Annotated in this window: 19 protein-coding genes; 16 read left to right on the forward strand and 3 right to left on the reverse strand. The window is 70.8% G+C overall.

Translation table 11 applies throughout. From position 1 onward, the window contains the following. The first annotated feature begins 92 nt into the window (after positions 1-92). The 3 genes from SSP24_RS11200 to thrS all read left to right on the forward strand — a co-directional run bounded on the left by SSP24_RS11200 (position 93) and on the right by thrS (position 3,949). Entirely contained in the window at positions 93-659 is a 567-nt protein-coding gene (locus tag SSP24_RS11200) for a DUF4365 domain-containing protein (protein WP_167529563.1), read from the forward strand. Further along, positions 656-1,873: a hypothetical protein gene (locus SSP24_RS11205; protein ID WP_141309352.1), complete on the forward strand. Its 1,218-nt coding sequence runs from the start codon at positions 656-658 to the stop codon at positions 1,871-1,873. Before SSP24_RS11200 ends, SSP24_RS11205 begins: the two co-directional genes overlap by 4 nt. A gap of 99 nt (positions 1,874-1,972) precedes the next feature. Beyond that, complete coding sequence (gene thrS, locus SSP24_RS11210) at positions 1,973-3,949, forward strand: threonine--tRNA ligase (RefSeq protein WP_141309353.1); 1,977 nt, start codon at positions 1,973-1,975, stop codon at positions 3,947-3,949. 32 nt (positions 3,950-3,981) lie between these two features. Here thrS and SSP24_RS11215 read toward each other — a convergent pair whose 3' ends face one another. Next, entirely contained in the window at positions 3,982-4,638 is a 657-nt protein-coding gene (locus SSP24_RS11215; RefSeq protein ID WP_141309354.1) for a potassium channel family protein, read from the reverse strand. A 79-nt stretch (positions 4,639-4,717) separates the two neighbouring features. Between SSP24_RS11215 and SSP24_RS11220 the strand changes: the two genes are divergently transcribed. Continuing rightward, positions 4,718-5,266: an HIT family protein gene (locus tag SSP24_RS11220; RefSeq protein ID WP_174864639.1), complete on the forward strand. Its 549-nt coding sequence runs from the start codon at positions 4,718-4,720 to the stop codon at positions 5,264-5,266. A gap of 41 nt (positions 5,267-5,307) precedes the next feature. Here the strand turns inward: SSP24_RS11220 and SSP24_RS11225 are convergent, their stop codons facing one another. Both SSP24_RS11225 and SSP24_RS11230 read right to left on the reverse strand, forming a co-directional pair. Next, positions 5,308-6,969: an AbeC-like domain-containing protein gene (locus SSP24_RS11225; protein WP_141309356.1), complete on the reverse strand. Its 1,662-nt coding sequence runs from the start codon at positions 6,967-6,969 to the stop codon at positions 5,308-5,310. Positions 6,970-7,183: 214 nt separating this feature from the next. Next, positions 7,184-9,382, reverse strand: a complete 2,199-nt coding sequence (locus tag SSP24_RS11230) for an elongation factor G-like protein EF-G2 (protein WP_141309357.1) — start codon at positions 9,380-9,382, stop codon at positions 7,184-7,186. A 271-nt stretch (positions 9,383-9,653) separates the two neighbouring features. Between SSP24_RS11230 and pgsA the strand changes: the two genes are divergently transcribed. The 12 genes from pgsA to secD all read left to right on the forward strand — a co-directional run bounded on the left by pgsA (position 9,654) and on the right by secD (position 20,443). Further along, the gene (gene pgsA, locus SSP24_RS11235; protein ID WP_141309358.1) at positions 9,654-10,337 is read left to right on the forward strand and encodes a phosphatidylinositol phosphate synthase; all 684 of its coding nucleotides are present in this window, start codon (positions 9,654-9,656) and stop codon (positions 10,335-10,337) included. After that, positions 10,334-11,242: a phosphatidylinositol mannoside acyltransferase gene (locus SSP24_RS11240; protein WP_141309359.1), complete on the forward strand. Its 909-nt coding sequence runs from the start codon at positions 10,334-10,336 to the stop codon at positions 11,240-11,242. Before pgsA ends, SSP24_RS11240 begins: the two co-directional genes overlap by 4 nt. Then, entirely contained in the window at positions 11,239-12,402 is a 1,164-nt protein-coding gene (locus tag SSP24_RS11245) for a glycosyltransferase family 4 protein (protein ID WP_141309360.1), read from the forward strand. Before SSP24_RS11240 ends, SSP24_RS11245 begins: the two co-directional genes overlap by 4 nt. A gap of 40 nt (positions 12,403-12,442) precedes the next feature. After that, entirely contained in the window at positions 12,443-12,985 is a 543-nt protein-coding gene (locus SSP24_RS11250; RefSeq protein ID WP_141309361.1) for a LemA family protein, read from the forward strand. 126 nt (positions 12,986-13,111) lie between these two features. After that, positions 13,112-14,023, forward strand: coding sequence for a pyridoxal 5'-phosphate synthase lyase subunit PdxS (gene pdxS, locus SSP24_RS11255; RefSeq protein WP_141309362.1), 912 nt, complete (start codon positions 13,112-13,114; stop codon positions 14,021-14,023). 7 nt (positions 14,024-14,030) lie between these two features. Then, complete coding sequence (pdxT, locus tag SSP24_RS11260; protein ID WP_141309363.1) at positions 14,031-14,642, forward strand: pyridoxal 5'-phosphate synthase glutaminase subunit PdxT; 612 nt, start codon at positions 14,031-14,033, stop codon at positions 14,640-14,642. Positions 14,643-14,691: 49 nt separating this feature from the next. Further along, on the forward strand, positions 14,692-15,444 hold the full coding sequence (locus tag SSP24_RS11265) for a YebC/PmpR family DNA-binding transcriptional regulator (RefSeq protein WP_141309364.1): 753 nt from the start codon (positions 14,692-14,694) through the stop codon (positions 15,442-15,444). A 127-nt stretch (positions 15,445-15,571) separates the two neighbouring features. Continuing rightward, positions 15,572-16,117, forward strand: coding sequence for a crossover junction endodeoxyribonuclease RuvC (ruvC, locus tag SSP24_RS11270; RefSeq protein ID WP_141309365.1), 546 nt, complete (start codon positions 15,572-15,574; stop codon positions 16,115-16,117). Further along, on the forward strand, positions 16,114-16,719 hold the full coding sequence (gene ruvA / locus SSP24_RS11275) for a Holliday junction branch migration protein RuvA (protein WP_141309366.1): 606 nt from the start codon (positions 16,114-16,116) through the stop codon (positions 16,717-16,719). The genes ruvC and ruvA overlap by 4 nt, the downstream gene beginning before the upstream one ends. Positions 16,720-16,811: 92 nt before the next feature. Next, positions 16,812-17,882: a Holliday junction branch migration DNA helicase RuvB gene (gene ruvB / locus SSP24_RS11280; RefSeq protein ID WP_141309367.1), complete on the forward strand. Its 1,071-nt coding sequence runs from the start codon at positions 16,812-16,814 to the stop codon at positions 17,880-17,882. A gap of 174 nt (positions 17,883-18,056) precedes the next feature. Next, positions 18,057-18,542, forward strand: a complete 486-nt coding sequence (gene yajC / locus SSP24_RS11285) for a preprotein translocase subunit YajC (protein ID WP_268255078.1) — start codon at positions 18,057-18,059, stop codon at positions 18,540-18,542. Between the two features lie 131 nt (positions 18,543-18,673). Next, the gene (gene secD / locus SSP24_RS11290; RefSeq protein ID WP_141309368.1) at positions 18,674-20,443 is read left to right on the forward strand and encodes a protein translocase subunit SecD; all 1,770 of its coding nucleotides are present in this window, start codon (positions 18,674-18,676) and stop codon (positions 20,441-20,443) included. The last annotated feature ends 1 nt before the right edge of the window (position 20,444 follow it).

The raw sequence follows: 20,444 nt of genomic DNA on the forward strand, positions 1-20,444 counted from the left end.
AACAGAAGTACGGGTCCGCGCAGTTCAGCGGCATGTTCGGCGTGCGCGTGCCCGGCGCGGGGACAATCACTTTGCTTGGAAGGCTGTTGGTCATGGCGATAGCGCAGCCCGAGCGGGGCGGGCTGCTGCCCGAACGCACGGGCCCCCATCGCGGTTCACTCGCCACCACCGCCTGCATGGAGACACTGCAGGTGGGATATCTGCACGCCGTAGCGGCGGCCGCCGGCTGCTCGCTCTCCCAGCCCTTTCCGGACAACGGCATCGACTGGCACGTCAGCCACAGCGCGCCCGGGCACACGGTCGACGACGAGGTCACCATCAAGGTGCAGCTCAAGGCGACGTACCAGATAGCGCCCAAACCACCCGGGCGCTTCTTCTCCTTCACGCTCGACAACGACCACCTGGCGAAACTCGCCCGCACCCCGGTCTCGGTGCACAAGATCCTCGTCGTGATGCTCGTCCCGCGCTCGCAGGACGATTGGCTGCGCGCCAGCCACGACCGGCTCGACCTCAGGCACTGCTGCTACTGGGTCAACCTCGCCGGTCACCCCATCAGCGGGCGGCACCGGACCAACGTCCGCATACCGACCTCACGCATCTTCGACGACCGGGCGCTGTGCGAGATCATGACGCGGGTCGGGACGGGAGGCAGACCATGACGCACCGCCCGCTCGACGAGCCCCTGAGGCCCGTGCGGCCGCATCCGGAGGTCCCCTGGAACCAGCCGCCCGAGCCCGGACAGGTCGACCCGGCCGTGCTCGGCGCGCTGCTGCACCGGCACGGCTGGCAGCGGCGCGGCGGCGCCGCCGGGCGGTACGGCCGCTGGACCCCGCCCGGGCCGGGGGCGAACGGCACCAGCCTGCTCGTGCCGGAGAGCCGGGCCTTCCCCGACAGTGACGACCTGCTCGGCGAGGCGCTCGTCGCCCTCTCCCGCAGCGCCACGCCGTCCGCGCGCGAGGTGCTGGTCGGGCTGAGCGTGCCCAGCGACGAGATCCGCTGGTGGCGGGATGTGCCGAGCGGACCGGCCGGGGTGGCGTCCTGGACCGTCGAGGAACAGCTGCGCGCCGCCGCCCGGCAGATGCTGCTCGCCGGGGCGCTCGCCACACGCGCGCGTGCGGGCTACTACGGCGCCCGGCACAAGCGCGCCGCCGCCGTGATGCTGCAGAGCGTCCTGGTCGGTGCCGCGACCGGCGGCCGCGGCCTGACCGCCTTCGTGCCCGTCGACCCGGCCCGCCCCCTCGCCGTCCGCCTCCACCAGGCGCTGTACGCCGTCCGCGAGGCCATCGACTACCAGCGCGCCACCGGCGGCATGGACGCCTTCGACGGAGCCGTGGAAGCGGGCGTGAGCCGCGAGCTGACCGAGGCCCTCATCGTCCTGGTGCGGGGTACGGAGGGGGCGCGCATCGCCGTCGAGTGGGCACCCGGCGCCGGTCCGCCCGAGGGCGGCGCCGCCCCGGACGAGGCGGTCGAGTTCTCGCCGGGTGATCTGCCCGTGCTGCGCGAGGCCGGGGCCCGCTATCTGCGCGAGGAGCCGTCCGTGCCGGTGCGGATCACCGGCGAGGTGGTCCGGATGCGCAGGTCGGAGCGGCGCGGCGAGGGGACCGTACGGCTGCGGGTGCTGGCCGGCGCCGAGATCCCGCACGTGCGGCTCACCCTGGACGAGGAGGACTACCGGATCGCCGGGCAGGCCCACCTCGTCGGGCTGCCGGTGCGGGTGCACGGGCGGCTGGAGAGCCGGGGCGGCTTCCGGCGGCTGACGGGCGCCTCCGGGGTCGTACCGGTGCAGGTGGACGAGGCGGAGCGGGATCAGCTGTTGAAGTCGTTGCAGGAAAACCTCGACTTCTTCGAGGAGGCGTGCAGCGGGGAGGACTGAGGGGTCCGATTTCGCCTGGGGTGGGGCGGGGTCGGTACGATCCCTTATTGCGCGCGCTCTCGGTATGGCGCCGCATCCACCTTCAGTCAGGAGAGACCGGTGTCAGACGTCCGTGTGATCATCCAACGCGATTCCGAGCGGGAAGAGCGCACGGTGACGACGGGCACTACGGCCGCCGACCTCTTCGCCGGCGAGCGCTCGATCATCGCCGCACGCGTGGCTGGTGAGCTGAAGGACCTCGCGTACTCGGTGGCCGACGGCGATGAGGTCGAGCCGGTCGAGATCACCTCCGAGGACGGCCTGAACATCCTGCGCCACTCCACCGCGCACGTCATGGCGCAGGCCGTGCAGGAGCTGTTCCCCGAGGCCAAGCTGGGCATCGGCCCGCCGGTCAAGGACGGCTTCTACTACGACTTCGACGTCGAGAAGCCGTTCACGCCCGAGGATCTCAAGGCCATCGAGAAGAAGATGCAGGAGATCCAGAAGCGCGGCCAGCGCTTCTCGCGCCGCGTGGTCACCGACGAGGCGGCCCGCGAGGAGCTGGCGAACGAGCCGTACAAGCTGGAGCTGATCGGCCTCAAGGGCTCCGCGTCCTCCGAGGACGGCGCGGACGTCGAGGTCGGCGCCGGTGAGCTGACGATCTACGACAACCTGGACGCCAAGACCGGCGAGCTGTGCTGGAAGGACCTCTGCCGGGGTCCGCACCTGCCGTCCACCCGCCTCATCCCGGCGTTCAAGCTGATGCGCAACGCGGCTGCCTACTGGCGCGGCAGCGAGAAGAACCCGATGCTCCAGCGCATCTACGGCACCGCCTGGCCGTCCAAGGACGAGCTGAAGGCGTACCTGGACTTCCTCGCCGAGGCCGAGAAGCGCGACCACCGCAAGCTCGGCTCCGAGCTGGACCTGTTCTCCATCCCGGAGCAGATCGGCTCCGGCCTCGCCGTCTTCCACCCCAAGGGCGGCATCATCCGCCGGGTGATGGAGGACTACTCGCGGCGCCGCCACGAGGAGGAGGGCTACGAGTTCGTCTACACCCCGCACGCGACGAAGGGAAAGCTCTTCGAGACGTCGGGCCACCTGGACTGGTACGCCGAGGGCATGTACCCGCCCATGCAGCTCGACGAGGGCGTGGACTACTACCTCAAGCCCATGAACTGCCCGATGCACAACCTGATCTTCGACGCGCGCGGCCGGTCCTACCGTGAACTGCCGCTGCGGCTGTTCGAGTTCGGCACCGTGTACCGGTACGAGAAGTCGGGCGTCGTGCACGGCCTGACCCGCGCGCGGGGCTTCACGCAGGACGACGCGCACATCTACTGCACGCGTGAGCAGATGTCCGAGGAACTGGACAAGACGCTCACCTTCGTCCTCGGTCTGCTGCGCGACTACGGTCTGACCGACTTCTACCTGGAGCTGTCCACCAAGGACCCGGAGAAGTTCGTCGGCTCGGACGAGGCCTGGGAGGAGGCCACCGAGACGCTGCGCCAGGTCGCCGAGAAGCAGGGCCTGCCGCTGGTCCCGGACCCGGGCGGCGCCGCCTTCTACGGCCCGAAGATCTCCGTCCAGACCAAGGACGCCATCGGCCGCACCTGGCAGATGTCGACCATCCAGCTCGACTTCAACCTGCCGGAGCGGTTCGACCTGGAGTACACCGCCGCCGACGGCTCCAAGCAGCGGCCGGTCATGATCCACCGCGCGCTGTTCGGCTCCATCGAGCGGTTCTTCGCGGTGCTCCTGGAGCACTACGCGGGCGCCTTCCCGGCGTGGCTCGCGCCCGTCCAGGCGATCGGCATCCCGATCGGGGACGCGCACGTCGAGTACCTGGAGAAGTTCGCCGCGGCGGCGAGGAAGAAGGGCCTGCGGGTCGAGGTGGACTCGTCGTCCGACCGGATGCAGAAGAAGATCCGCAACGCCCAGAAGCAGAAGGTCCCCTTCATGGTCATCGCGGGCGACGAGGACATGTCCAACGGCTCGGTGTCCTTCCGCTACCGGGACGGCTCGCAGGAGAACGGCATTCCGTTCGACGAGGCCATCGCCAAGATCGCGAAGGTCGTCGAGGAGCGGGTGCAGGTCTGACGTGTGAGTGAAAGGCCCCCGGGAGGTTCCATTCAGCCTCCCGGGGGCCTTTCCTCGTCCTCCCGGGCGAACACCTGGATCAGCCACGACGAGAACGACCCGGTGACCGTGCCCAGCAGTGCCAGCCCGCACGCCATGATCCCGACGGCGATGAGGCGGCCCATCGGCGTCACCGGGGCGATGTCGCCGTAGCCGACGGTCGCGAGGGTCGAGCACGTCCACCACACGGCGTCCCCGAAGGTCCGCATGGTCGCGCCGGGCGCCCCGCGTTCGAAGTGATAGACGGAGAGGGCACCGGTGAAGCCCAGCAGACCGACGCTCAGCCCCGCATAGGCGATCACACGCGTGTACAGCGTGAGCCGTCCCTCGCCGCGCCGCCGCCGTACGGCCTCGTACAGCTTGACGACCCGCACCGGCCGCATCAGCGGCAACACGACCACCAGCGTGTCCAGCCAGTGCGTCGCTACGAAGCTCAGGCCCCGCCCGCTGAGCCGCCAGCGCACCGCGTAGTCGACGGCGAAGAGTGCCCAGGCGGCGAGCAGTACGACGAGGCTGAGGTCGCGCCAGAAGGCGGGGAGCGTGCGGGCGAGGACGAGGATTCCGTAGGCGGCGAGGTAGAGCAGTGACGCGAGGGCGAGGGGGACCTCGGTGCGGCGCTCCCAGCGGGCCTGGAGGCTGTCGTCGTCCATCGGGCCAGCTTGGCCCCGGGCGGTTTTCGACGAGCCCCGGCGACACGCCGCGAACGGGCGAAGCCATATGCTGCCTAGCATGACGAGTGAGCCGGAGCAGCAGATCGGAGTGGGGACGCAGGACGCGTTCCAGCGCCTGTGGACCCCCCACCGGATGGCGTACATCCAGGGCGAGAACAAGCCGACCGGTCCTGGGGCCGACGACGGCTGCCCCTTCTGCTCGATCCCGGCGAAGTCCGACGAGGACGGACTGATCGTCCAGCGCGGTGCGCAGGTGTACGCGGTGCTGAACCTGTACCCGTACAACGGCGGCCACCTCATGGTCGTGCCCTACCGCCATGTCGCCGACTACACCGACCTCACCGAGCCCGAGACCGCGGAGCTGGCCGCGCTGACCAAGCAGGCGATGACGGCCCTGCGCACCGCGTCGGGGGCCCAGGGGTTCAACATCGGCATGAATCAGGGCTCGGTCGCAGGGGCGGGCATCGCCGCGCATCTGCACCAGCACATCGTCCCGCGCTGGGGCGGTGACACGAACTTCATGCCGGTCGTGGGGCACACGCGCGTGCTGCCGCAGCTGCTGGCCGACACACGGAAGATGCTGGCGGAGGCCTGGCCGACGGCGTGACGGTGCGGCGTTCCGGCCGCCTCCGCCTCGCCGCCGTCGGCCTACGCGTCGTACAGGTCCGCCTTGCGCGGCGTGGGGTCCTGCACCGCCGTGCTGAGGAACGCCGAGCGATTGCCGAACTTTTCGGTGTCCACGCCGTTCTCCTGAAGCACCCGGATCGCCGCCGAGTGGACGACCCGGAGCACCGGGGTGGCGGCGCGCAGGGCGTCGTCGGCCATGAACCGGTGCCGCCACGGCTTGGCGGCCCAGGCGTGCCGCAGGCCGAACGGCTCGGGCAGGGTCAGTGAGCCGCCGAGCCAGTTCAGCAGCGGCGGGTACCAGGTCAGCGGGGCCCGGGCGGCCAGTCGTACCACCTCGTCGGTGTCGACCAGGGGCAGCTTCACCGTCCGCGTCTCCCAGCGCTTCAGGGACTTCTGCACCGACTTCTCCTTCGCCGCCGGCTTGGTGGTGAAGAGCGGGTGCACCGGTCCCAGGGCGTGGCCGGTGACCTCGATGCGCAGCGTCTCGTAGAGCACGGTCACGGTGATCAGCATGGTGATCACGAGCTGCCCGTCCCAGAGCGTCCACTGCACGCCCAGGTAGTGCCGGTCGCCGCTGCCGAACTGCTGCTTGTTGCAGATGTCCTGTATGGCGTGCGACTTGACCTGGTAGGCCTCGACGTCCGTGCCTGACGGCCGGGACACCTCCTTCGCGTTCTCGCCGATGGGCGTCACGATCCAGTGCCGTATCGACGGCTTGGTGAAGCCGCCTGTGTTCAGCGGGCCGCGTTCCAGCATGCGCAGCTGGTCGTGGATGGACCGTATGACGTCCCAGCTGCGGAACGGGTGGATCTCCCGGTCGGGGTCGGCCGGGGCGAGGTCCTCCGCGAGCTGCCAGCTGCCCCAGCGGGTGCCCATGCCGAGTATGCCCTTGGGGCCGGCGTAGAAGACGGAGTTGGACTGCTGCTCGGCGCTGAGCCGGGCGAGGGACTGGCGCAGCTGCTCGGCGGCGGTCTCGCCGGGGCTGCTCGGCACCGCCTCGGGCACCTTGGCGCCGACGCTGCTGCCCGCGAGCAGGTTGTCCCAGCGCTCCCGCAGGTCCTTCGCGGTGCGCTCGCAGATCAGCTTGGCCCAGAACCAGCCGATCACCGGCATGACGACCGCCGCGCGCGCGTACCAGGCCCAGAAGCCGGTGAACGGCATCCGGATCAGGAAGATCACGGCCAGTGCGCCGACCGCGACGAGCAGCGTGGTCGCGAGCGTCGAGGCCCGTTTGTCCTCGCGCCGGGCGATGGTGGTGCGCAGGGTGAAGACCAGCAGCCAGACCAGCAGCCCGGGCAGGAAGAGCAGACCGCACAGGACCATGACGATCGTGAGCAGGTTGTCGCGCTCCCGGCGGATGCGGTTGGCCGCGAGGCAGTGCTCGACGACGACCTGGGGTTCCGCGCCGAAGGACTGGATCAGCGGCGCCCGGCCGGAGCCGAGCATGCGGTCGACCACCGCCCGGGAGAACGCCTCACCGAGGTTGGGCCGGAAGATCTTCGCCCACTTCTGGCCGGGCTTCACCTTCGACTCGTGCCACTCGTTGTTGGCCTTGAGTATCTCCTCGACCTCGTTGTCCCGATAGGCCGCCGAGGCCAGCGCGAACGTCGCCGTCTGTCCTTCGTCGCCCGTGCGCGGCACCTGCGGCCCGAAGATGTCCGCGTAACCGCTGTCAACGGTCATTCCCGCCCCCGATCGCCGCCAGTGTCGCTCCTGCGGCCTTCCCGACTTCTGTGCTCCGCACACCTGTTGATCAAGTCATCAGCGTATCGGCAGCCACTGACATGCGTCGGCGGACGCCCGAAGCCGCCCGCCGACCCGGAGATATCCGCTGCGCACAAGCCGCGTGCGTGCGCCCGATCGCAACTGCGCGGCGCCGCACGCCTCTTGCGCGCCCCTACGAAGCCTCCTGCTCCTGTTTGCGCACCCGCTCGGCGACTTGAGGGGGCATCGGCTCGTGCCGGGCGTAGCGCCGGCTGAACCGCGCGGTCCCGTGCGACAGGGAGCGCAGATCGACGGCGTACCGCCCGATCTCGATCTCGGGCACCTCGGCGCGTACGAGGGTGCGCCCGCCGGCGGTCTGCTCGGTGCCCAGCACCCGGCCGCGCCGCCCGGACAGGTCGCTCATCACGGCGCCCACGTAGTCGTCGCCGACCAGCACGCTCACCTCGGCCACCGGCTCCAGCAGATGGATCTTCACGTCGGCAGCGGCCTCCCGCAGCGCGAGCGCGCCCGCCGTCTGGAACGCGGCGTCCGAGGAGTCCACGGAGTGCGCCTTGCCGTCCAGCAGTGTGACCCGGACGTCGACCAGCGGATAGCCCGCCGCGACCCCCTTGGCGGCCTGCGCGCGAACGCCCTTCTCCACCGACGGGATGAACTGCCGTGGCACCGCGCCGCCGACGACCTTGTCGACGAACTCGATGCCCGAGCCGCCGGGCAGCGGTTCCACCTCGATCTCGCAGATGGCGTACTGCCCGTGCCCGCCGGACTGCTTCACATGCCGGCCGCGCCCGCCGGCCTTGGTCGCGAACGTCTCGCGCAGGGAGACCTTGTGCGGTACGACATCGACCTGGACGCCGTAGCGGCTGCGCAGCCGTTCCAGGGCGACGTCCGCGTGGGCCTCGCCCAGGCACCACAGCACCACCTGGTGGGTGTCCTGGTTCTGTTCCAGCCGCATGGTCGGGTCCTCGGCGACCAGCCGGGCCAGGCCCTGGGAGAGCTTGTCCTCGTCCGGTTTGCTGTGCGCCTGGATGGCGAGCGGCAGCAGCGGGTCGGGCATGTCCCAGGGCTCCATCAGGAGCGGGTCGTCCTTGGCGGAGAGGGTGTCGCCGGTCTCGGCGCGGTTCAGCTTCGCCACGCAGGCGAGGTCACCGGCGACGCAGTGCGACACCGGGCGCTGCTGCTTGCCGAACGGCGTGGACAGGGCGCCGATGCGTTCGTCGACGTCGTGGTCCTCATGGCCCCGGTCGGCCAGTCCGTGCCCGGAGACGTGGACGGTCTCGTCCGGGCGCAGCGTCCCGGAGAAGACGCGCACGAGCGAGACACGGCCGACGTACGGGTCGGACGAGGTCCGCACGACCTCCGCGACCAACGGCCCGTCGGGGTCGCAGGGTTTCAGCTCGCGCGGCCTGCCGTCGATGGTGGTGACCTGGGGCTGGTCGTGCTCCAGCGGGGTCGGGAACCCCCCGGTGACCAGCTCCAGCAGCTCGACCGTGCCGAGGCCCTGCCGGGCGCCGTCGGTGGCGGGGGCGGCGGCCAGCACGGGGAAGAACGTCCCGCGCGCGACGGCCCGCTCCAGGTCCTCCACGAGCGTCTTGACGTCGACCTGCTCCCCGCCGAGGTAGCGGTCCATGAGGGTCTCGTCCTCGCTCTCCGAGATGATCCCCTCGATCAGCCGGTTGCGGGCCTCCTCGATCAGCGGCAGCTGGTCCTCGCCCGGCTCGGAGTCCTTGCGCTCGCCGGTCGAGTAGTCGAACAGCTTCTGCGACAGCAGCCCGATCAGTCCGGTCACGGGCGCGTGCCCGTCCGGCGCCTGCGGGCCGTGCAGCGGCAGGTAGAGCGGCAGTACGGCGTCGGGGTCGTCGGCGCCGAAGGCCTCCGCGCAGACCCGCGTCATCTCCTCGAAGTCCGCGCGTGCGGCCTCCAGGTGCGTGACGACGATGGCGCGCGGCATGCCGACGGCCGCGCACTCCTCCCACACCATGCGGGTCGAGCCGTCCACGCCGTCCGAGGCCGAGACGACGAAAAGGGCCGCGTCCGCCGCTCGCAGACCGGCCCGCAGTTCCCCGACGAAGTCGGCGTATCCGGGGGTGTCGAGAAGGTTGACCTTGATGCCGTTCCACTCGACCGGCACCAGGGAGAGCTGCACCGAGCGCTGCTGCCGGTGCTCGATCTCGTCGTAGTCGGAGACGGTGCCGCCGTCCTCCACGCGGCCCGCCCGGTTCACCGCCCCAGCGGTCAGTGCGAGGGCTTCCACCAATGTCGTCTTGCCCGCTCCGGAGTGGCCGACCAGCACCACATTCCGTACGGACGCGGGTTGGTCGGCCGCCACTGCCCTGCCGGCGGCTCCGGGGTGTGCGTTGGCCTTGTCGCCCATGATCCTGCCTCCCGTGCACGGTGAGGTCACTGTGGGCGCGGACACGCGGGACCCGCGTGCTGGGCGGCTCCGGCGACGCCCGCGATTCTTCGAGCTTTCCACTCTCGTCACGGTGCGTCCATACGGAGGACGCGAAGGCGCCAACCGGCGTCGGTTGCGGACCGCCCGAGGAGCCGTGGGTGCCGGGCGGTCACCCGCACGCGCGCGTGGCTACGATGGGCCAGCCGACGGCCAGCGGGGCCGCGCGGCGCCAGCGACCCTCGGGAAGGCCATGCTGAACAAGTACGCGCGTGCATTCTTCACGCGTGTCCTCACACCGTTCGCCGCGTTTCTCATCCGGCGGGGCGTTAGCCCCGACACGGTCACGCTGATCGGCACCGCCGGCGTGATGGCGGGCGCGCTGGGCTTCTACCCCCGGGGCGAGTTCTTCTGGGGCACGGTCGTCATCACCCTGTTCGTCTTCTCCGACCTCGTCGACGGCAACATGGCCCGCCAGCTGGGCCGCTCCAGCCGCTGGGGCGCCTTCCTGGACTCCACCCTGGACCGGGTCGCCGACGGCGCCATCTTCGGCGGCTTCGCCCTCTGGTACGCCGGTGGCGGCGACGACCTCGTCCTGTGCGCCGTCTCGATCTTCTGCCTGGCCAGCGGCCAGGTGGTGTCGTACACCAAGGCGCGTGGGGAGTCGATCGGACTGCCGGTCGCCGTGAACGGGCTCGTCGAGCGCGCCGAGCGCCTGGTGATCTCCCTGGTCGCGGCCGGGCTCGCGGGCCTGCACGCGTTCGGCGTGCCGGGCATCGACGTGCTGCTGCCGATCGCCCTGTGGCTGGTCGCCGTGGGCAGCCTGATCACGCTGATCCAGCGAGTCGTCACGGTCCGCCGGGAGTCCGCCGAGGCGGAGGCGGCGGAGCGCAAAAACGCCGACAATGCCTCTCAGGGGAGGGAGACGGCGAAATGAGCGCTCGGGACACGCTGACGGACGCCCTGTACGGCCTCGGCTGGAGCACGGTGAAGAAGCTCCCCGAGCCGGTGGCCACACGGCTCGGGAACACCGTGGCCGACCTGGCCTGGAAACGGCGCGGCAAGGGCGTACGGCGGCTGGAGAGCAACTACGCGCGCGTGGTGCCCGACGCCACCCCGGAGCGCCTCGCCGAGCTCACGCGCGCGGGCATGCGCTCGTACCTGCGCTACTGGATGGAGTCCTTCCGGCTCCCGGCCTGGAGCGCCGAACGCGTCAAGAGCGGCTTCGACCCCAAGGACGTGCACTTCCTGACCGACGGCCTGGCAAGCGACAAGGGCGTGATACTGGCGCTTCCGCACCTGGCCAACTGGGATCTGGCCGGCGCCTGGGTCACCACCGAGCTGGGCGTTCCCTTCACCACGGTCGCCGAGCGCCTGAAGCCGGAGACGCTGTACGACCGTTTCGTCGCCTACCGCGCGGGCCTCGGCATGGAGGTCCTGCCGCACAACGGCGGCTCCGCGTTCGGCGCCCTGGCCCGGCGGCTGCGCGACGGCGGCCTGGTCTGCCTGGTCGCCGACCGTGACCTGTCCGCCTCCGGCGTCGAGGTGCAGTTCTTCGGCGACACCGCCCGGATGCCGGCCGGACCGGCCCTGCTGGCCCAGCAGACCGGCGCCCTGCTGCTGCCGGTGACGCTCTGGTACGACGAATCGCCCGTCATGCGAGGCCGCGTGCATCCCCCGATCGGGGTACCCCAGTCAGGTAGCCGGGCCGAGAAGACGTCTGTCATGACGCAGGCGCTGGCAGACGCCTTCGCCTCGGGGATCGCCGACCATCCGGAGGACTGGCACATGCTGCAGCGGTTGTGGCTCAAGGACCTCGACCCCGCGAAGGGGACTCCGTGAGGATCGGCATCGTCTGCCCGTACTCCTGGGACGTGCCAGGGGGCGTCCAATTCCACATCCGGGACCTCGCCGAGTACTTCATCCGCCTCGGGCACGAGGTGTCCGTCCTAGCCCCCGCCGACGACGACACCCCGCTCCCGTCGTACGTCGTCTCGGCCGGCCGCGCGGTCCCCGTGCCGTACAACGGCTCGGTGGCCCGGCTGAACTTCGGCTTCCTTTCGGCGGCGCGGGTCCGCCGCTGGCTGCACGACGGCGCCTTCGACGTGATCCACATCCACGAACCGGCGTCCCCGTCCCTGGGCCTGCTGACCTGCTGGGCCGCGCAGGGCCCGATCGTCGCCACCTTCCACACCTCCAACCCCCGCTCGCGCGCGATGATCGCCGCGTACGCGATCCTTCAGGCGGCGCTGGAGAAGATCAGCGCCCGGATCGCGGTCAGTGAGTACGCCCGCCGCACGCTGGTCGAGCACCTCGGCGGGGACGCCGTGGTGATCCCCAACGGCGTCGACGTCGACTTCTTCGCCAAGGCCGAGGCCAACCCCGACTGGCAGGGCGACACCATCGGCTTCGTCGGCCGGATCGACGAGCCCCGCAAGGGCCTGCCGGTGCTGATGCGGGCGCTGCCCAGGATCCTCGCCGAGCGGCCGCAGACACGGCTGCTGGTCGCGGGCCGCGGGGACGAGCGGCAGGCGGTGGAGTCACTGCCCGCAGAGCTGCGCTCCCGGGTGGAGTTCCTCGGCATGGTCAGCGACGAGGACAAGGCCCGCTTCCTGCGCAGCGTCGACCTGTACGTGGCACCCAACACCGGCGGCGAGAGCTTCGGGATCATCCTGGTCGAGGCGATGTCGGCGGGCGCGCCCGTGCTGGCCTCGGACCTGGACGCCTTCGCCCAGGTCCTCGACCAGGGCGCGGCGGGGGAGCTGTTCGCCAACGAGGATGCGGACGCGCTGGCAGAGGCGGCGCTGCGGCTGCTGGGCGACCCCAAGCGCCGCGAGGAGCTGCGCGAGCGGGGCAGCGCGCACGTCCGCCGGTTCGACTGGTCGACCGTCGGCGCGGACATCCTGTCGGTGTACGAGACGGTGACGGACGGCACCACGGCGGTCGCCGCCGACGACCGTTCCGTCGGACTGTTGGGCCGGTTCGGACTGGCCCGCGACTGACTGATCCGAGCCGAGTGCCACCCCGGTAGCCTTGCCGCCCGTGACCGCAACCCTCATCTGGATCCTCGTCGCCCTCATCGCCATCGGCGTGTACCTGAGCTGGACGGCGGGACGACTGGACCGGCTGCACGCCCGGATCGACGCCACCCGTGCCGCCCTGGACGCCCAGCTGCTGCGCCGCGCCTCCGTCGCCCAGGAACTGGCCACCTCCGGGGTGCTCGACCCGGCGGCCTCCATCGTCCTGTACGAGGCGGCGCACGCGGCCCGGCAGGCCGAGGAGGAGCAGCGGGAGGTCGCCGAGAGCGAGCTGAGCCAGGCCCTGCGCGCGGTGTTCGCCGACCCGCAGCAGGTCGAGGCGGTCCGGGAGGCGCCCGGGGGAGAGGCGGCGGCCCGGGAACTGACCGAGGCGGTCCGCCGGGTGCCGATGGCCCGGCGCTTCCACAACGACGCGGTGGGGGCGGCCCGCAGGCTGCGCGAACACCGCAAGGTGCGCTGGTTCCGGCTGGCCGGACACGCCCCCTTCCCACTGGCCTTCGAGATGGACGACGAACCGCCGACGGCCCTGGTGGACCGGGCCGCGTAGCCCGTCGTACGGACAGCGGGGCCGGAAAACGATCCACCGGCTTCGCATTGGCCCTTGCTGTGGCCTGCACACCTCCCGTTTCCTCGGTGTTTGCAGAAACCCTCTTTCCCATCAGTGAGGTCACCCGTGTCCAGCACGCTCTCCGACAACCAGGCCCCCGAGACCGGCACCGCCCGCGTGAAGCGCGGCATGGCCGAGCAGCTCAAGGGTGGCGTGATCATGGACGTCGTCACGCCGGAGCAGGCGAAGATCGCCGAGGACGCGGGCGCCGTCGCCGTCATGGCCCTTGAGCGCGTCCCCGCCGACATCCGCAAGGACGGCGGCGTGGCCCGGATGTCCGACCCGGACATGATCGAGGGCATCATCAACGCCGTCTCGATCCCGGTCATGGCCAAGTCCCGCATCGGCCACTTCGTCGAGGCCCAGGTCCTGCAGTCGCTCGGCGTCGACTACATCGACGAGTCCGAGGTCCTCACCCCCGCCGACGAGGTCAACCACTCCGACAAGTGGGCGTTCACCACCCCGTTCGTCTGCGGCGCCACCAACCTCGGTGAGGCCCTGCGCCGGATCGCCGAGGGCGCGGCCATGATCCGCTCCAAGGGCGAGGCCGGCACCGGCAACGTCGTCGAGGCCGTCCGCCACCTTCGCCAGATCAAGAACGAGATCGCCCGCCTGCGCGGCTACGACAACCACGAGCTGTACGCCGCCGCCAAGGAGCTGCGCGCCCCGTACGAGCTGGTCAAGGAGGTCGCCGAGCTGGGCAAGCTGCCGGTCGTGCTGTTCTCCGCCGGTGGCGTGGCCACCCCCGCCGACGCCGCGCTGATGCGCCAGCTCGGCGCCGAGGGCGTCTTCGTCGGCTCCGGCATCTTCAAGTCCGGCGACCCCGCCAAGCGCGCCGCCGCCATCGTGAAGGCCACCACCTTCTACGACGACCCGAAGATCATCGCGGACGCGTCCCGCAACCTCGGCGAGGCCATGGTCGGCATCAACTGCGACACCCTCCCCGAGGCCGAGCGCTACGCCAACCGCGGCTGGTAATCACCCCATGAGCAACGAAGCCCCTGTCATCGGCGTCCTGGCCCTCCAGGGCGACGTACGGGAGCACCTCATCGCCCTGGCCGCGGCCGACGCCGTGGCCAGGCCGGTGCGGCGCCCCGAAGAGCTCGCCGAGGTCGACGGCCTCGTCATCCCCGGCGGCGAGTCCACCACCATCTCCAAGCTGGCCATCCTGTTCGGCGTGATGGAGCCCCTCCGCGCGCGTGTGCAGGACGGTATGCCCGTCTACGGCACCTGCGCGGGCATGATCATGCTGGCCGACAAGATCCTCGACCCGCGCTCGGGCCAGGAGACCATCGGCGGCATCGACATGATCGTGCGCCGCAACGCCTTCGGGCGCCAGAACGAGTCCTTCGAGGCGGCGGTCGACGTCAAGGGCATCACGGGCGATCCTGTGGAGGGCGTCTTCATCCGCGCCCCCTGGGTCGAGTCCGTCGGCGCCCGGGCCGAGGTGCTCGCCGAGCACGACGGCCACATCGTCGCGGTCCGCGAGGGCAACGCCCTCGCCACGTCGTTCCACCCGGAACTGACCGGCGACCACCGCGTGCACAGCCTGTTCGTGGACATGGTGCGCGCGAACCGGACAGCGGAGTCCTTGTAGGATCTCTGGCGTTCGTTGCAGAGATGGGTTACGCGAAGGAGACAGGCAGATGTCCGGCCACTCTAAATGGGCCACGACGAAGCACAAGAAGGCCGTGATCGATGCCAAGCGCGGCAAGCTCTTCGCGAAGCTGATCAAGAACATCGAGGTCGCCGCCCGAATGGGCGGCGCGGACCCCGAGGGCAACCCGACGCTGTACGACGCCATCCAGAAGGCGAAGAAGTCGTCGGTCCCCAACAAGAACATCGACTCGGCGGTCAAGCGCGGCGCGGGCCTGGAGGCCGGCGGTGCCGACTACGAGACGATCATGTACGAGGGTTACGGCCCGAACGGCGTCGCGGTGCTCATCGAGTGCCTCACCGACAACCGCAACCGCGCCGCTTCCGAGGTCCGCGTCGCCATGACCCGCAACGGCGGCTCCATGGCCGACCCGGGCTCCGTGTCGTACCTGTTCAACCGCAAGGGCGTCGTCATCGTCCCCAAGGGCGAGCTGACCGAGGACGACGTCCTGGGTGCCGTCCTGGACGCGGGCGCCGAGGAGGTCAACGACCTCGGTGAGAACTTCGAGGTGATCAGCGAGGCCACCGACCTGGTCGCGGTCCGCACGGCCCTGCAGGACGCCGGCATCGACTACGACTCCGCCGAGGCCAACTTCGTGCCGTCCGTCCAGGTCGAGCTGGACGAGGAGGGCGCCAAGAAGATCTTCAAGCTGATCGACGCGCTGGAGGACAGCGACGACGTGCAGAACGTCTTCGCCAACTTCGACGTGAGCGACGAGATCATGGAGAAGGTCGAGGCGTAACGCCGTCGCACGAGCGCCACGGGCCGACGGGACACCCCGTCGGCCCGTCGCTTTGCCGGGCGTTGGAGCGGGGCGTTGTCGGTGGCACCCGATAGCCTGCACAAACAGGCGAGCGAAGGAGGGGCGGGTGCGCGTACTGGGGGTGGACCCGGGGCTGACCCGGTGCGGCGTCGGCGTCGTCGAGGGGGTTCCCGGGCGGCCGCTCACGATGCTCGGCGTCGGAGTCGTCCGCACGCCGGTGGACGCGGAGTTGGGGCTCCGGCTGGTCGCCATCGAGCGGGGCATCGAGCAGTGGCTCGACGAGCACCGGCCCGAATTCGTGGCCGTGGAGCGGGTGTTCAGCCAGCACAACGTGCGCACGGTGATGGGCACCGCCCAGGCCAGCGCCGTCGCCATGCTCTGCGCGGCCCGCCGCGGCATCCCCGTCGCCCTGCACACCCCCAGCGAGGTCAAGGCCGCCGTCACCGGCACCGGACGCGCCGACAAGGCGCAGGTCGGCACCATGGTCACCCGGCTGCTAAGGCTCGACGCACCGCCGAAACCGGCCGACGCCGCCGACGCCCTCGCACTCGCCATCTGCCACATCTGGCGCGCCCCCGCCCAGAACCGCCTCCAGCAGGCCGTCGCCCTGCACACCGCAAAAGCAACCGCATCGAAAGGCCGTACGGCATGATCGCCTTCGTCAGCGGCACGGTCGCCGCACTCGCTCCCGACGCCGCGGTGGTCGAGGTCGGCGGTGTCGGCATGGCCGTCCAATGCACGCCCAACACGTTGTCGACGCTCCGGGTCGGCAAGCCCGCCAAGCTCGCCACCTCCCTCGTCGTACGGGAGGACTCCCTCACGCTGTACGGCTTCGCGGACGACGACGAGCGGCAGGTCTTCGAGCTGCTCCAGACCGCGAGCGGGGTCGGCCCCCGGCTCGCCCAGGCCATGCTCGCCGTGCACACCCCGGACGCCCTGCGGCGCGCCGTCGCGACCGGCGACGAGAAGGCGCTCACGGCCGTCCCCGGCATCGGCAAGAAGGGTGCGCAGAAGCTGCTGCTGGAGCTGAAGGACCGCCTGGGCGAGCCGATCGGCGCCCCCGCGGTCGGCGCGCCGGTCAGCACCGGCTGGCGCGACCAGCTGCACGCCGCCCTGATCGGCCTCGGGTACGCGACCCGGGAGGCCGACGAGGCGGTCGCCGCGGTCGCCCCCCAGGCCGAGGCCACCGACGGCACGCCCCAGGTGGGGCAGTTGCTGAAGGCGGCGTTGCAGACTCTGAACAGAGCGCGCTGAAACAGGCGGGGCCCGCGTCCGAAGCGGCCTGAAACAGCCCCCGTACGACCCGTCCGACCGCAACCCCAACCGCAACCCCCGAGGCACACTCCATGAACTGGGACGACTCGACCGACACCCCCGCCCCCGAGCGGCTCGTCGGTGCGTCCGCCGACCGTGAGGACCAGGCCGTCGAGGCCGCGCTGCGGCCCAAGGACCTGGGCGAGTTCATCGGCCAGGAGAAGGTCCGCGAGCAGCTCGACCTCGTCCTGCGCGCCGCACGCGCGCGGGGCGCCACCGCCGACCATGTGCTGCTCTCCGGCGCCCCGGGCCTCGGCAAGACCACCCTCTCCATGATCATCGCGGCCGAGATGGGCGCCCCGATCCGCATCACGTCCGGCCCCGCCATCCAGCACGCCGGCGACCTCGCCGCCATCCTCTCCTCCCTCCAGGAGGGCGAGGTCCTCTTCCTCGACGAGATCCACCGCATGTCCCGGCCCGCCGAGGAGATGCTGTACATGGCGATGGAGGACTTCCGCGTCGACGTCATCGTCGGCAAGGGCCCCGGCGCCACCGCCATCCCCCTGGAGCTGCCCCCGTTCACCCTGGTCGGGGCCACCACGCGCGCGGGCCTGCTGCCGCCCCCGCTGCGCGACCGCTTCGGCTTCACCGCGCACATGGAGTTCTACGAGCCCGCCGAGCTGGAGCGCGTCATCCACCGCTCGGCGAACCTGCTCGACGTCGAGATCGACACCGACGGAGCCGCCGAGATCGCCGGCCGCTCCCGCGGCACGCCCCGGATCGCCAACCGGCTGCTGCGCCGCGTCCGGGACTACGCGCAGGTCAAGGCCGACGGGATCATCACGCGCGAGATCGCCGCGGCGGCGCTGCAGGTCTACGAGGTCGACGCCCGCGGCCTGGACCGCCTCGACCGCGGCGTGCTCGAAGCGCTGCTGAAGCTGTTCGGCGGCGGACCGGTCGGCCTGTCCACGCTCGCCGTGGCGGTGGGGGAGGAGCGCGAGACCGTAGAAGAGGTCGCCGAGCCGTTCCTCGTAAGGGAGGGCCTGCTCGCCCGCACCCCGCGCGGCCGGGTCGCCACACCCGCCGCCTGGGCGCATCTCGGCCTGACCCCGCCCCGCTCGGGCGCCGCGGGAAACGGACAACAGGACCTGTTCGGGGCGTGACGGCAGGCATGACGGCGAGGGATTGGCCGGACCAGGAACCCGGGTGCCATGCTGAGCGTTGTTCCATGCGCGCGGACTCGCTTAGACTCCGCCGATGCCGCCATCCTCGGCGGCTGACATACCCCCAGCCAACAGGCCGCCCACCTGCGCGGTCGTGCGAAGGAAAATCGTCCCGTGAATAGCCTCGTGACCCTCCTCCCGTTCATTGTGCTCATCGGGGCCATGATCCTGATGACCCGCTCGGCCAAGAAGAAGCAGCAGGCCGCCGCCGACATGCGGAACCAGATGCAGCCCGGTTCCGGAGTCCGCACCATCGGGGGCATGTACGCAACGGTCAAGGAGGTCAACGAGGACACGGTCCTCCTCGACGCCGGCCCGGGCGTCGACCTCCTGTTCGCCAAGAACTCCATCGGTGCGGTGCTCTCCGACGACGAGTACAACCGCATCGTGCACGGCATCGAGCACGACCTGAAGGCCGACGCGGACACCGTCCCGGACGACGCCTCCTCCCTCACCGAGACCGACGAGCCGGTCGACGCCGCCCCCTCCGACGAGAAGTCCGTCGACCTCGGCAAGAAGGACGCGGACGAGGAGCCCGCCGCCGAGGCGAAGCAGGGCGAGGAGCCGAAGAAGACCGACGGCGACGCCGACGCGAAGTAGTCATGTCCCGGTGTGCGCGGGCCGGGCTCGCGTGCCCGGGACATGCGCATCCCGCACGGGATCCCGACACCATGTCATGGCCGCCCGCCCGCTGACCCGGAGTGAGGCGGCCCGAGAGGGAGTACGAGAAGGTGGCAGCACCTAAAAAGGGCCGGAGCGCGAGCGCTCAGAGCAAGCCATGGCGCTCGCTGGTCCTGATCCTGATCGCCATCGTGGCGCTCACCGGGGGAATGTTCGCCTCCGGGCACACCACTCCGCGTCTCGGCATCGACCTGGCCGGTGGTACGAGCATCACGCTCGGGGCTGTTCCCGAGGACGGCAACGAGGCCGCGATCAACCCGACCAACATGAAGACCGCGGTCGACATCATGGAGCGCCGCGTCAACGGTCTGGGTGTCTCGGAGGCCGAGGTCCAGACGCAGGGCGATCGCAACATCATCGTCAACATTCCCAAGGGCACCAACTCACAGCAGGCCCGGGAACAGGTCGGCACCACCGCCAAGCTCTACTTCCGCCCGGTCCTGGCCACCGAGCCCTCCGGCGGCAACGGCGCGCCGACCCCCTCGCCCAGCGCCTCCTCCAGCGCCTCCTCCGGCGACAAGGACAAGGCCACCGGCTCGGCGAGCCCCTCCGCGTCGGACTCCGCGAGCCAGAGCGCGACCCCCTCGGCCACCGCGACCACCCAGGGCCGTGCCGTCACGGACGCGCTGAAGGCCGACCCCACCCCCTCGGCGACCGGCTCCGCCTCTCCCAGCGGCTCCCCGTCGGCGAGCAGCGGCGCCACCGGCGACGACGACAGCAAGCTCCAGGCGGAGTACGCGGCGCTGGACTGCAGCAAGAAGGCCGTCCGCGCCACCACCGGCGAAGGCGCCAAGCCCACCGAGTCCACCGTGGGCTGCGGTGAGATCGACGGCGTCTGGTACAAGTACCTGCTCGGCCCGGCCGCCGTCGACGGCACCGAGGTCGACGACGCGCAGGCCGTCTACGACACCCAGAGCGGCGCCGGCTGGAAGGTCCAGATGGACTTCACCGACGCCGGTGCCAAGAAGTTCGCCGACATCACCGGCAAGCTCGCCCAGAACCAGTCCCCGCAGAACCAGTTCGGCATCGTCCTCGACGGCGAGGTCGTCTCCAGCCCCTACGTCAGCCAGTCGATCACCGGCGGCAACGCCGAGATCTCCGGCAGCTTCACGCAGGAGGAAGCCCAGGGCCTCGCCAACATGCTGTCGTACGGCGCCCTGCCGCTGACCTTCCGCGAGGAGAGCGTCACCACGGTGACCGCGGCGCTCGGCGGCGACCAGCTTCAGGCCGGTCTGATCGCGGGCGCCATCGGTCTCGCCCTGGTCGTGATCTACCTGCTGGTCTACTACCGCGGCCTGTCGTTCATCGCGATCCTCTCGCTGCTGGTCTCCGCCGCCCTCACCTACACGATCATGTCGGTGCTCGGCCCGACCATCGGCTTCGCGCTGAACCTGCCGGCCGTCTGCGGTGCCATCGTCGCCATCGGCATCACGGCGGACTCGTTCATCGTGTACTTCGAACGGGTCCGGGACGAGATCCGCGAGGGCCGCTCGCTGCGCCCCGCCGTCGAGCGGGCCTGGCCGCGCGCCCGGCGCACCATCCTGGTCTCCGACTTCGTGTCGTTCCTCGCCGCCGCGGTGCTGTTCATCGTCACGGTCGGCAAGGTGCAGGGCTTCGCGTTCACGCTCGGCCTGACCACCCTGCTCGACGTGGTCGTGGTGTTCCTCTTCACCAAGCCGCTGCTGACCCTGATGGCCCGCCGCAACTTCTTCGCGAGCGGCCACAAGTGGTCCGGCCTCGACCCGAAGAGCCTGGGTGCCAAGCCGCCGCTGCGCCGCACCCGACGTCCCGTCGCCCCCGTCGAAACGAAGGAGGCGTGAG

The organism is Streptomyces spinoverrucosus (assembly GCF_006539505.1).
Classification (GTDB): domain Bacteria; phylum Actinomycetota; class Actinomycetes; order Streptomycetales; family Streptomycetaceae; genus Streptomyces; species Streptomyces spinoverrucosus.

Coding starts and splice junctions, on each gene's coding strand:
- SSP24_RS11200 (WP_167529563.1), top strand. CDS start 93: ATGGCGATAGCGCAGCCCGAGCGGGGCGGGCTGCTGCCCGAACGCACG.
- SSP24_RS11205 (WP_141309352.1), top strand. CDS start 656: ATGACGCACCGCCCGCTCGACGAGCCCCTGAGGCCCGTGCGGCCGCAT.
- SSP24_RS11215 (WP_141309354.1), bottom strand. CDS start 4,638: ATGGACGACGACAGCCTCCAGGCCCGCTGGGAGCGCCGCACCGAGGTC.
- SSP24_RS11220 (WP_174864639.1), top strand. CDS start 4,718: ATGACGAGTGAGCCGGAGCAGCAGATCGGAGTGGGGACGCAGGACGCG.
- SSP24_RS11225 (WP_141309356.1), bottom strand. CDS start 6,969: ATGACCGTTGACAGCGGTTACGCGGACATCTTCGGGCCGCAGGTGCCG.
- SSP24_RS11230 (WP_141309357.1), bottom strand. CDS start 9,382: ATGGGCGACAAGGCCAACGCACACCCCGGAGCCGCCGGCAGGGCAGTG.
- pgsA (WP_141309358.1), top strand. CDS start 9,654: ATGCTGAACAAGTACGCGCGTGCATTCTTCACGCGTGTCCTCACACCG.
- SSP24_RS11240 (WP_141309359.1), top strand. CDS start 10,334: ATGAGCGCTCGGGACACGCTGACGGACGCCCTGTACGGCCTCGGCTGG.
- pdxT (WP_141309363.1), top strand. CDS start 14,031: ATGAGCAACGAAGCCCCTGTCATCGGCGTCCTGGCCCTCCAGGGCGAC.
- SSP24_RS11265 (WP_141309364.1), top strand. CDS start 14,692: ATGTCCGGCCACTCTAAATGGGCCACGACGAAGCACAAGAAGGCCGTG.
- ruvA (WP_141309366.1), top strand. CDS start 16,114: ATGATCGCCTTCGTCAGCGGCACGGTCGCCGCACTCGCTCCCGACGCC.
- ruvB (WP_141309367.1), top strand. CDS start 16,812: ATGAACTGGGACGACTCGACCGACACCCCCGCCCCCGAGCGGCTCGTC.